At 55.6% G+C, this 11883-nt stretch carries 12 protein-coding genes and 1 pseudogene; 6 read left to right on the top strand and 7 right to left on the bottom strand.

Features of this window, described 5'->3' with window-relative positions; all coding sequences use genetic code 11:
• Positions 1–5 precede the first annotated feature (5 nt).
• Positions 6–659 carry an HD domain-containing protein gene (locus tag SOP85_RS16925; protein WP_442967914.1) on the top strand — a complete coding sequence of 218 codons (654 nt, stop codon included), beginning with the start codon at positions 6–8 and terminating at the stop codon, positions 657–659.
• 101 nt (positions 660–760) lie between these two features.
• Here SOP85_RS16925 and SOP85_RS16920 read toward each other — a convergent pair whose 3' ends face one another.
• The 7 genes from SOP85_RS16920 to SOP85_RS16890 all read right to left on the bottom strand — a co-directional run bounded on the left by SOP85_RS16920 (position 761) and on the right by SOP85_RS16890 (position 7992).
• Positions 761–1090 carry a hypothetical protein gene (locus SOP85_RS16920; protein WP_116582664.1) on the bottom strand — a complete coding sequence of 110 codons (330 nt, stop codon included), beginning with the start codon at positions 1088–1090 and terminating at the stop codon, positions 761–763.
• A gap of 20 nt (positions 1091–1110) precedes the next feature.
• Entirely contained in the window at positions 1111–2457 is a 1347-nt protein-coding gene (locus SOP85_RS16915) for a dihydroorotase (protein WP_323627575.1), read from the bottom strand.
• The gene (locus SOP85_RS16910) at positions 2454–3710 is read right to left on the bottom strand and encodes a Zn-dependent hydrolase (RefSeq protein ID WP_323627574.1); all 1257 of its coding nucleotides are present in this window, start codon (positions 3708–3710) and stop codon (positions 2454–2456) included. The genes SOP85_RS16915 and SOP85_RS16910 overlap by 4 nt, the downstream gene beginning before the upstream one ends.
• Positions 3707–4642 (bottom strand): dihydroorotate dehydrogenase, encoded by a 936-nt coding sequence (locus tag SOP85_RS16905; protein WP_116582661.1) that lies wholly within the window; start codon positions 4640–4642, stop codon positions 3707–3709. Before SOP85_RS16905 ends, SOP85_RS16910 begins: the two co-directional genes overlap by 4 nt.
• The gene (locus tag SOP85_RS16900; RefSeq protein ID WP_323627571.1) at positions 4639–5472 is read right to left on the bottom strand and encodes a dihydroorotate dehydrogenase electron transfer subunit; all 834 of its coding nucleotides are present in this window, start codon (positions 5470–5472) and stop codon (positions 4639–4641) included. The genes SOP85_RS16905 and SOP85_RS16900 overlap by 4 nt, the downstream gene beginning before the upstream one ends.
• A 210-nt stretch (positions 5473–5682) precedes the next feature.
• Positions 5683–6945, bottom strand: coding sequence for an MFS transporter (locus tag SOP85_RS16895; protein ID WP_323627569.1), 1263 nt, complete (start codon positions 6943–6945; stop codon positions 5683–5685).
• A gap of 186 nt (positions 6946–7131) precedes the next feature.
• On the bottom strand, positions 7132–7992 hold the full coding sequence (locus SOP85_RS16890; RefSeq protein ID WP_323627568.1) for a hypothetical protein: 861 nt from the start codon (positions 7990–7992) through the stop codon (positions 7132–7134).
• Between the two features lie 460 nt (positions 7993–8452).
• Here SOP85_RS16890 and SOP85_RS16885 point away from each other — a divergent pair, with 460 nt between their 5' ends.
• The 5 genes and pseudogenes from SOP85_RS16885 to SOP85_RS16865 form a co-directional block, all read left to right on the top strand.
• The gene (locus tag SOP85_RS16885) at positions 8453–9328 is read left to right on the top strand and encodes a helix-turn-helix domain-containing protein (RefSeq protein ID WP_116582657.1); all 876 of its coding nucleotides are present in this window, start codon (positions 8453–8455) and stop codon (positions 9326–9328) included.
• A 14-nt stretch (positions 9329–9342) separates the two neighbouring features.
• Positions 9343–9494, top strand: a pseudogene (locus tag SOP85_RS16880) (IS5/IS1182 family transposase); the annotation flags it as partial.
• 92 nt (positions 9495–9586) lie between these two features.
• Complete coding sequence (locus SOP85_RS16875) at positions 9587–10783, top strand: patatin-like phospholipase family protein (protein WP_323627634.1); 1197 nt, start codon at positions 9587–9589, stop codon at positions 10781–10783.
• A gap of 382 nt (positions 10784–11165) precedes the next feature.
• Positions 11166–11618 (top strand): DUF6861 domain-containing protein, encoded by a 453-nt coding sequence (locus tag SOP85_RS16870; protein WP_323627567.1) that lies wholly within the window; start codon positions 11166–11168, stop codon positions 11616–11618.
• A partial coding sequence (locus SOP85_RS16865; RefSeq protein ID WP_323627566.1) for a DUF3630 family protein occupies positions 11618–11883 on the top strand: 266 nt, incomplete at its 3' end. The genes SOP85_RS16870 and SOP85_RS16865, both read left to right, overlap by 1 nt.

The following is an 11883-nucleotide window of genomic DNA, read 5'->3' as shown; positions in this document are numbered from 1 at the left end:
ACGCCATGAAGCTGCCAATCAATACCAGTGTCGACGTCAGCATTCCCGACAGCCAATTAGCGCGCGAAGCGACGCAACTCATTCGCGACACCGAAAGCGAGTTGCTGTTTTCGCATTCGACCCGGGTCTATTTCTGGGCCGCCCTGATGGGTCAACGCAAGGGATTGGTCTTCAATCCGGAGCTTCTATACGTGGCCTCAATGTTCCATGACATCGGCCTGACCTCGAAGTACCAGAAGAGTCAGATTCGCTTCGAAGTCGACGGCGCGAATGCCGCACGTGAATTTCTACGCAGTCATGGCATCGGCGAGGATGATGTAGCGAAGGTCTGGAATGCCATTGCTTTGCATACGACACCGGGCATACCGGAACACATGCATCCAGAGATCGCCCTGGTGCAGGCCGGTGCCGGGATGGACGTGGCTGGACGTGGCTTCGAGCAGTTCAGCGAACAACAACGTGAAGCGGTGATCGCTGCATATCCACGCGAACCCGGTTTCGCTCACAAGATGATTGACGAGTTTTACCGCGGGATGAAAAACAGGCCGGACAGCACATTCGGTACCTTCAACGATGACTTCCTTGCCTTCAAGGATCCGGGTTTCAAGCGAAAAGATCTTTGCAGCATTATTTTGTGCTCACACTGGGAGCATCGTTAAAGCTCTCAACGTCCGCACTTTCTGCCCGATAAATCCTTCCTCCGGGCCATGAGTGCAAGGTCAGTGACCTGGCACTCATGGGGTAGCCATCAGACGCAAATTCATATCAGACCGCGGCTGCCTGCGTAGTCGGCTACCACTTGATTCAATGCAGCGCTCATTGCGCGCTCATCTTCGCTTGTCAGCGCCATTTCAAGGCAGTCCATGTACCCCAGCAATTGTGCCTTGACCCGATGGGCGAATTCCGGACTCACTTCCTGGTCCTCATAGAACAGCACATACGCACGACAGAACTCGCCAATAACGAAACACATCGTCGCGTGTTCGGGAACATTGCGGATGATCTGCTCACACTGCACGCGCACGCGTTTGAAGGCGTCCGTGCCGGGCAAGGCTTGGCGAAATTCCTGGACTGCGGTGGAAAAATTCATGACTGACTCCTTGGACGTAATTAACGATCGAATGCCAGGCGCTGGCCGTGCTGGCCCGACAGGATTGCCGTTCCATCCCAGACTCTTTGCCCATTGACGAAGGTGCTGACAATGCTCGAAGAAAAGGTGTTGCCCTCGAACGGACTCCAGCCGCATTTGGATAAGACCTCGGCGCGCTGGACGGTGTGCTGCCGACAGGGATCGACCAATACCAGGTCAGCGGCATAACCTTCACGCAAGAAGCCTCGATCTTTGACTTCAAATAATCTTGCAGGGGCATGACTGACTGCCTCGACCACCCGTTCGAGAGTCAATTCACCCGCGAACACCCGCTCCAGCGCCACTTGCAGGGCAAACTGCACCAATGGGACGCCTGACGGGGCTTTCTGGTAAGGGGCGTTTTTCTCTTCGAGCAAATGAGGTGCATGGTCAGTGGCCAGCACATCAATGAGCCCTACAGCCAACGCCCGGACAATCGCCACTCGATCGCGCTCGGTCTTGACCGCCGGATTGCATTTGAGCCGCATCCCCAAACGCTGGTAATCGCCGTCATTGAAGTGCAGGAAATGCACACAGGTTTCCGCAGTAATGCGCTTGCTCGCCAACGGCCCGAGCTCGAAAAGCTCCAGTTCCTCGGAAGTGGAAATGTGCAACACATGCAGACGCGCGTTGTGTTTACGCGCCAGTTCGATCGCTAGCCGGGTGGACTTGATACACGCCTCGCGCGAACGAATCAGTGGGTGCAGGTGCGCGGGTATGCCTTCGCCGTAACTGCGCAGGGCCTTTTGCAGGTTGTCCTCAATCATCGGCGAGTCTTCGCAGTGGGTGATGATCGTCACGGGCGAATCGCGGAAGATGCCGTTCAACACCTCGGGGTCATCCACCAACATGTTGCCAGTAGACGCACCCATGAATACCTTGACCCCCGGCGTACTTTTTGGATCGATCGCGCGAATAGCCTCCAGATTGTCGTTGCTCGCACCCATGTAAAAGGCGTAATTGACAACCGAGGATTGCGCCGCGATTGCGTATTTGGCTTCCAGAGAATCGCGATCCAGTGCCGGCGGCCGGGTGTTGGGCATTTCCATGAAACTGGTGATGCCACCGGCTGCGCAGGCCCGGGATTCGCTGGCGATGTCGGCCTTGTGAGTCAAGCCCGGTTCACGAAAGTGCACCTGATCGTCGATCATTCCCGGCAACAACCAAAGCCCCGTGGCATCAATTACCCAATCGTCCCTACGCGGCTCAATGGAAGGGGCAATCTGCGCAATCCGACCGCCCTCAATGCGCAGGTCGCTGCAAAAGCGCTGACCTTCATTGACCAGTGTTGCTTGGCGAATGAGCCAGGATTGTGGTGAGCGTTTCATAGCGTCAGTTCCTGTGTGGTGTGGTAAAGCACCTCGGTGGCCTCGATGAAATCATCCAGCACCATTGCCTCATGAGGGTTGTGCGAACCGTGCTGGTTACGGATGAAGAGCATGGCGCTGGGGATCCCGGCGTTGGCGAAAACCGCAGCGTCATGCCCTGCACCACTCGGTGTCAGGACGCCCTCCCAGCCATGCTCGCGGGTCGTGCGCACAAAGGCTTCGACCCAGGGTTCATGCATGGCCGCCGGTTGCGTATCGATGCGTTTATCGAACTTGAACCGCACCTGACGGTGCTCCTCGATCTGTCGGACTTCATCCAGGATCAAGGCATGGAAGGCCTCCAGCGTAGGTTGATGCAGACTGCGGATTTCCAGGCTGAAGTTGACTTCGCCGGGTATCCGCGAGACTGCGTGATGCGCGGCGTTAGTGCCCAGGGTCCCGACCGTGACCACCAGATCGCGGTCGTCATTGAGCCACTCGCCCCACAACTGATCGATGCGCGCCACCAGTTCGCTGACGGCAAAGACCGAGTCATGGCGGTCCTCACGGGACACCGCGCCGGAGTGCCCGTCCTCGCCCAGGCATCGCACCAGGTTGTGTCGCAGATTGCCGCGAATACCGGGTACTACGCCTATCGCTTGGCCCATTTTTTCCAGGGACTCGGCCTGTTCGATGTGCACTTCCAGATAACCGGCGAACTGCTGGCGGTCGATCAGCCATTGCTGACTGCGAATTGCATCCAGATCAGCGCCGACCGCCTGCATGGCCTCGCCCAGGGTCCTCTTACTGAAGCGGTTGACCAATGCCAGGTCGTTAGACGTGAGCCCCCCCATCAACGCTCGTGAGCCCATATAGGATTTACCAAACCAGGCGCTCTCTTCACCGCGCAGGCCCAGCACGCGAATCGGACGCTGGGTCCGAACCGCTTGCTGATCCAGTCGACACAAGCACAACAGCCCCGCGACTACACCCGCCAGACCATCGTAATTACCACCCTGGGGCACTGAGTCCAAATGTGAGCCAATCCAGATTGCTGGTTGCCCGTCGTCATCGGCCCGTTGAAAAAACACGTTGCCAGCAGGGTCGGTGAGAACCCGCAAACCATTGTCACGAGCGAACTGCGACAGGTAGGCAATCGCAGCGTTTTCGCCAGCACCATAGCTCTCACGGGTAATGCCGATTTCCGGGTCACGGGACAGTTCACTGATTTCGCTGAACATGCGCCGCGCTTGTTGTTTCCAGAGAATGCTCATGGCAAGGCTCCAAAGGCTGCGGCCGGTGAATCGTCGAGGCTGCCGACCAGTGCGCTCAAATGGCTGATGCCCTTGCGCCGGCAATACACTTCCAGTTCATTGACCATCAGGTTCATGGTCTTTGGATGAATGAAGGTAGCGGTACCGACCTGCACCGCACTGGCACCGGCATAGATGAACTCCAGCGCGTCATCGGCAGTGGCAATGCCGCCGCAGCCGATCACTGGAATCTGCAAGGCCTTGGCGCACTGATAGGTCAATCGCACCATCAGCGGCTTGATCATTGCGCCGGAGATCCCGCCCATAAAATTACCCAGCCGTGCCCGACCTTTTTCGATGTCGATCGACAGCCCGAGCAAGGTGTTGCCAACCACCACAGCGTCCGCGCCTTCATCCTGCGCGGACAATGCGATGTCGACGATTTCGCCTGCGTTGGGGGTCAACTTGACCCACAGCGGCAACGAGGTACTGGCGCGCATCAACTTGATGACCTGCCGCGTGGTATCGGCGTGCATACCAAACGACGCGCCGTGGGCTTCAATATTGGGGCATGAGATATTCGCTTCGATACCGGCCACGCCTGGCACATCGCTCAGGCGTGCTGCCAGTTCGGCAAAACCCTGGGCGGTCGGTGCCGAAATGCTGACGATCAGTGGCGAATCAAAATTGCGGTAGAACGGCACCACCTTCTCGATGAATAGATCGGCACCTTTGCTCGGGATCCCGATGGCATTCATCATGCCGTCGGCCAGTTCACACACCCGCGGCATGGGGTTGCCGGTGCGTTTTTCGCTAGTAATGGTCTTGGTGACCAAGGCGCCCAGATTGTTGAAGTCCAGCAGGTGGGTGAGCTCTTCGGCGAAGGTGCCGGATGCCGGCATCACCGGGTTCTTCAGGCGCAGGCCGCCGATGTTTACGCTGAGATCAATCATTCCAACACCTCCGCCAGGTCGAATACCGGGCCTTCCAGACAGACACGTTTGCCGATTTTCAAACCATCGACTTCGAAGACATCGACGCAGCATTGGCACATGCCAAGACCGCAGACCATTTGCTGTTCCAGCGCGACCTGGCCAGCGAGGCCCAACTCGTTCGACAAGCGTTTGAGCAGGCGAGTCAGGCGTTTGGAGCCACAGGTGAACAAGGCGTTGCTGCCCTCGTGGGCAATCACCTGGCGTAACAACGCTTCAATATTTTCCAGCGAACTGCTGCCATCCTCGTCGAGTGCGCAAATGACTTCGGCGCCCAGGGAGGCAAAGCGCTCGCGTGATAACAGGCTTTTTTCACTGCGGGCGCTGAGCACTGCGGTCAGCTTGATCCCCAAGGCATGGGCTGCTTCGGCCAACGGCGCCAGGGTCGCCAAGCCGACACCACGGGCAACGATGGTCATATGTCGCCAGTTCGGATCAAGGTCGAAGCCCTTGCCCAAGGGGCCGAGGATTTCCAGGGTTTGCCGCTCACTGAGGGTTTCCAGACCGAAGGTGCCCTTGCCGGTGACCTTGTACAGAAACTCAACCTGGCCAGTGACCGGGTCGGCCTTGTAGGTGCTCATCGGCCGGCGGAAGAAAGGTTTGTGTTCGCCTTCGCTGGGGCACAGCAAGTTGAAAAATTGCCCAGGCTGCGAATGGCACGCGGCGCCATCGGCTTGCAGGATCAGACGTTTGTATTCGTCGTTGACCCATTCGTTGGACAGCACCACCGCCAGCGTATCGTTAGGCGGGGTGACGGCGATGGCCTGGCAGCAGGTCGAAATTCCGGTCATTTTGAAAGCCCTCTTTGTTCTTGTTTAAGCGCTTTGTCTAATTTTTGATACTGTCGAGTGAAAAGAGAAGCAACGCCGCCTAAATCATTCGGCAGCGTCGCGACTTTCACTACATCTCTGGGTTTACTTTACGCCTTTGAAAAAGGCTCGTCTAATTTTTGATACAATTTTTGCAATAATTTTTCAGCATCAACCGTTCGTTTCAAATGCCTATTTTTGCTGCGCTGACAGCGGGTTCGCCAACCGAGCTTCACCGCTGTGGCCTTGACTGCGTGGCAGCAGGAACAGCGTGGCGGCCATCGCCAACAAGTAGATTGAGGCGAGCAGCATGATTGCCGCCGAAAACGAATACGCCAGGGCTATCGCTCCGACCACCAGTGGCCCGAATCCACCGACCCCGCGTCCGACGTTGAACAGTACGTTTTGCGCGGTGGCCCGGACTTGAGCGGGATAGAGATCCGAGATCAACGCGCCGTAGCCACCGATCATGCCATTGACAAATATGCCCATCACCACGCCAGCGAACAGCATGCTGATGGGGTTACTCAGGTTGGCATAAACCAACACCATCCCCGCTGCGCTGGCCTGATACAGCAAAAAGATCCGCCAGCGGCCGAAGCGGTCCGCCAGTTGCCCGAACAACCAGATGCCGAAGGCCATCCCTACTACCGTGGCAGCGGTCCAGGTGCCGGACGCGGTCAGCGAGAAACCGAACTGGCGCGACAGGTAACTGGGCATCCAGATCATGATTCCGTAATAACCGAAGTTCTGCACCGAGGTCAGTACCATCACGCCGATACTGGCTTTGGTGGTTGGCACATCCTTGAACAGTTGGCCAAAGCGCTGGGTAAAGGAGATAGGGTTGACCGTGGCTTTGATAAACTCCTCCGGCTCGCCCATGGTGTGGCGGATCACGAAGGACAACAACGCCGGCACCAGTCCGACCAGAAACATTCCGCGCCAACCGATATGTGGCAACAGCAGCGGAGTCAACAGTGCAGCTGCCAGTACACCAGCCTGCCATCCCATGCCGACGTAGGATGATGCGCGGTTGCGCTTGTTGGCCGGCCAGGTCTCGGCGATCAGCGCCATGCCGATACCGAACTCGCCGCCCAGGCCAAATCCGGCCAGGGTTCGGTAAGTCAGCAAGTCCCAGTAACCCTGGGCCAGCGAGCACAAACCGGTGAAAACTGAAAACACCAGAATGCACACGCTGAGCATCTTCACCCGGCCATAACGATCGCTGAGTTGGCCGAAGATCAAGCCGCCCGCCACAGCACCGAGCAACGTCCAGGTGACCAGCGAACCTGCTTCGGAGGTGGTCAGCCCCAGGCCGAGGGTGATGGCCGGCAACATGAAGCCGAGGATCAGCAAATCGAACCCATCCATGGCGTAGCCGGTCACGCTGGCGATCAACGCCTTGCGCGGTGACGCATCCGCCTTGACGGCGCTTGAGTCGTTATGAGTTTTCACAATCATTACCTCTTATTGTTATCTCTGGTTGACGGGTGAGCCGGGATCGGGGTCACCGCCTGACTCGTCCCTGGAAGGAAAAGCGCCGTCCTTCTTTCGCCGGAGCGATGCGCTGAGTCTACGAACAAATGAGACGCCTTGTCTAATTTTTGATACGGCACCGGCGAAAAATTAAGACTCCGCTTTTTACAGGTGCCACTCCAGGTTGATCGATAGCGCATCGACATCCGTACCCGGCCCCTTCTCATTGCCGAACTTGTTGCGCCAGTACTCGTATCCAGGCCCGATCCACAGCACGTTTTTTTCGCCCCAACCCAACTGCCCGACATCCAGCATCAACGAAGTGCGCATCAACTGTTCAGCGGCTGTGGGCCGGTTCTGATAGTCGTCACCCTTCTTGCTGCTGTAGGTGTAAAAGCCCTGAAATTTGAGTGGCAGCGGGCCCGCCATGAACGGCACGCCCCACGTGAGGTTGAACTGAAAGAACGGATCAAACAGTAGATCGTTGTGATTACCGGGCTTACCGCACACGTCCAGACCGCAGTGATTCCATTCTCGGGCGTAGAGCACGCTGGCGTCGAGAAAACCCGCGGGCAAGGCAAACTTCAGCGTCGGACCAAGCACCAACAGGCGTTTTTCAGAAGCGAACTCATTGTTCTTGGTGTTGTAGTCAAAGCCGGCGGTCAAGGCCACGTCCTTGACCGGGCCGAACGCCAGCGGCTTGTCGAATACCTTGCCGTACTGCAACTGGTTGCGATATGTCAGGTAAAACTCGGTAGCACCGGTGCCTCCGCCCTTGGCTGGGTCGGTACTGTCTGACTTGAACACATCCAGGTTAATGAAGTTTTGCCCCAGCCTGTAGCTGCTGACATGGGTAATTTGCAGAATGTTTTTCGCCACATCCTTGGTTTTGCCGGGATCGCTGTAATGATCGCTATAGCGGTAGCCAATCAAAGTGTCGCTGTAGCCAGGCGCCGCCAGCGCGCAAGGCGTCACGACAGCCAGTGAAATCGCCAGCAATGACGGTAAGCCTATTGAATGGTCCATTGTTGTGCTCCGTATTTTTATTGATTTAGGGGCGAATCAGGTCGCGCAATCAGAGTTATCTGTTCACGGCCTCACGTTTTGTTTGCGGTGCGACAAGGTCAAGGGTTCAGGTCGATGAGGTTCTCCGGGACTGGTTTTCAGGCATGACAAACCCAGTGCGCCTCAATAAAGGCGACGGGATTCAGGGTTCTACATCAGTGAGAAAGGGACCGCTCGCCAGGGATCATCCTGGAGCCAGGCTCGGCACAGGAATCTGGGGTGGGATATTCATGGACATGGCCGCACCATTTTTGTATTTTTTAGACAAACAAGTATTGCCCGTCTAAATATTGATACAGCGAAGTCGTGAAGAGGTCAACAATTTCCTTGTTCGAACCGCATGAACGGCAGGCATCGTCCGCGCAGAAAATGGTTGGCGCAACGTGTTCCGCCCCATTTAAATTAGCAATTCGGAGTTTTAGTGAGCCAGATCGACTACCAGGCAATCGGTGAGCGCCTTCGGGCCTACCGCATCGGCCGCCAATTGAACGCCGACCAGGTGGCCGAGAAACTCGATATTTCCCGTGCAGCGGTGTATCGCCTGGAACTGGGAAAAATCGTCAAGCTCGAGACCCTGGATCGCCTGGCACAGTTGCTCAAGGTTTCCCTGACCAGCCTGTTGGGTTCCGACACCGAATACTTCGACAATGCCCTGGGTTACTTCGAGCGCATGCGTCAGCTGGAAGCGCGCTCGTTGAGCATCCAGTCGTACTTCGACCCCTTTTCCTATCTATTGACCTCCCCTGCTTATTCCGAACTGTTCAAGACCATGCTCGACGAAGCACGGCCGAAGAATTTCGACGCAAACCAAGCGGCGATGCAGGCGCAGATTCTCGAGATTCTCAACGAACGTAAAGCGACGTTTTCCAAACAAAAGTTCGAGGTTCAATCAATCATCAGCCTGCGCCAGATCGAGCGCTACCTGCATATCGGTCTGGTCGGTCGCCTCGACCTACCACCAAGCGTCAGGATGGAGCGCTCACTGCTGGCGCGGCGCGAAGTCGAAAACCTGATTGACCAGATCGGTAGCGAAGGCTCGCGATTCAATATCTACCTCATCGACGAAACCCTGCCCAGCGCCACCTTCCAGATTTTCGAGCAACAGCACACGAGCTATGTGGCCGTCAGCCCCTACCGTCTCGGAGAACTGCCCAATATTCATACCGGCATTGCCAGCGTGAGCTCGTCACCCGAAGCCGTCGAAATGTACAGGAGCATGACCCGCGGGTTACTTGAGCGCGCGCATTCAGGTGAGGCGGCAAAACGGGAGCTGAGCAGGTTGTTGGCCAAACTCTGAGAAGTCGCGTTGTTTCGCCAGAGATGATGCGAGTTTGAAACGGCCTATTGAGCATCCCTTCGGGACATTCGAACAATGGATGGGTGAGGCGCACTTCATGACGCGAAAGCTGGTCGGGGTGATTACGCAGATAAGCTTGAATGTGCTCGCCTACAACTCACGTTAAGATGGCGGTAATCATCTAAGCACCATGAGTCAGGACTTTCTTGTTCACGATGAGCGCGTTTGCTGTCGACCGGCAAGGCCGGAGGAGGCGATGTGAGACCATTCCCGCTCAGACCTGGCGCCTCTTTGGACATGTTTCTTCAAGCGTGCCTGCCACGCAGAGACGCGGTTCCTCCAAACTTGACGGAAAAAGCCATCATCCCGGGCATCTCGAATGCTCGCTACAGGCTGTACCACGATCAGACTCCTTACATTGAGGATGCAGTTCAGTCCAACAAACGTGAAAGCCAGGTGCTCGCCGAGGCTGGAAAGCCGAACCATATCTTGCCGCTGGCACACATGCTGGCAGTTTCCGGCGGTGGCGATGCGGGCGCATTCGCAGCGGGACTGATTGCGGGATGGACCACGCATGGGACCCGCCCCGTATTCAAGGTCGTCACGGGTATTAGCGCGGGTGCCCTGGTAGCCCCATTCGCTTACCTGGGATCTGAGTACGACGGCGTGATTCGTTATGTCTCCAACGCAATCGGTCCAAAAGACATTTTTCATTCGCGAAACGTGTTAACACGTTTTGCCAGCGACGGTATTGCGGACAGCAAGCCACTGTCGCGGCTCATCGCAAAATACATCACTGCAGAGATTCTTGCGGCGATTGCGTTGGAGCACTCCAAAGGACGAAATCTGCTGATCGGCACAACTGACCTTGATTCAGGGCGGCCAGTCACCTGGAACATGGGCGCCATCGCCTCCAGCCAGGCACCGGGAGCGCTCGAACTCTTTCGCAGCATCATGCTCGCTTCAATGAGTATTCCCGGTGCAGTCTCACCCGTCATGATCGATGTGGAGGTTGACGGTAAACAGTTCCAGGAAATGCACGTGGACGGAGGTGTCATCACTCAAGTGTTTCTTTACCCACCCAGCACTGTGATGGCGCTAAGCAAAGCCACAGGAACTCCTCTGCGCCTCGAGCGTAATTTTTATGTAATCCGTAACGGGACACTAGAGCCACAATGGTCTGGAACCAAGCGCCGTACATTGAACATCGGCGGTCGAGCCATCAGTGCATTGATTCAAACTCAAGGTATTAGTGACCTAGAGCGAATTTATCGTATGGCACAGCAGGATGGCGCGGATTTCAATCTTGCGTACATTGGCTCCGATTTCAACTTTCCACACAATCGAAAATTCGATGGCGAGTACATGAAGCGTCTATTCGACTACGCCTTTCAACTCAGCGTAAAAGGTTATCCGTGGCGTAAATCGCCGTACCCGGAAAACACTAAACTATAAAGACCCGCTAAAAGATTGAGGCAATCTGGCGCCTCGATCAGTTGAGCCTGCAGTCGATTGCAATCTGCGTGATGGGCAGCTATCGGCCAAAAGCGGTCATCGAAAACCATCAAAAGCTTCATCAGCGAGTAATCGGGCCATTGAGCAGCCAAGCTGAGGTGCCCAGGAAATCAGGGTCATTTTTGTCCCGGCCTCAGTCGGTTTCATATTGGTCGACATGCATGCACCTCTCCAACTTTCGCCGCCGAACACAAAAGTTATGCGCAGTCCTGGCACAAGAGTGAAAACGATTCTTGATAAGCGTGCCCAAGCCTTGAGTGATTGGGCTTAAATGCCTTAGGCTGCCATTCAGTCATACCTATACCTTTGGGAATGTACAAAAATGGATCTTTTAGCCAATGTCCCAAATTGGGATGAGATTGAGCGAAACCTCGATTACAAGTTTGGCGAACTTAATCAAAGTATCAGTCAGGGCTGGCAAAACGCTCAGGATGGGTGGGACGGCTTCACTCGACGCGTTAACACCCAATTTGACCGTACCTATGGTCAACTGGGTGGAGATAGGATTAACGCTGTTCGAGAGGCGCTATACCGGGCAGACCCCATCATCTTGATGAATCTTAAGCAACGCTGGGCATCCATCGAAATCGATCAAGTTCTTGACGTGCTGCGACAGTTGGTCAAAGAAGTCTCGATGATATTAGGCGGCAGCATCGCTATAGGTTCAATCATTGGCGGTGCTGTTGGCGCAGCAGCATTTGGGGCCAGCAAAGGAAAATCTTTCGAACAAATCATCGAAAGCGCAACCAGAGCTGGTGGTGGAGATATATTCTGATGAAAAACAAAATAATGCCAAGTGAACTGACTATTGAAAAAATGCACTCCGGCCGATCGTGTCTGAACCTGACATCGAGTGTCGATTGGGAGTGTTTTCCTGATTATGCAGAGTTTATTCTTGGACTACTTGGGGGGTCGATCATCAGCAAGTCTGACGGAGCTGATGTGCGTATTTGGGAGGTGCTAATAGACAACGAGTACTTCTTCCTCGCATTTGACGATTTCCCAGTAATGATTACGCTAGAATCGAAGAGTCTGCAGGG

Origin of the sequence: Pseudomonas sp. YuFO20, from assembly GCF_035064975.1 — a bacterium.
GTDB lineage: Bacteria > Pseudomonadota > Gammaproteobacteria > Pseudomonadales > Pseudomonadaceae > Aquipseudomonas > Aquipseudomonas putida_AE.
The sequence above is the reverse complement of the archived record's forward strand: the minus strand, read 5'-3'. Positions and strand labels throughout refer to the sequence as shown.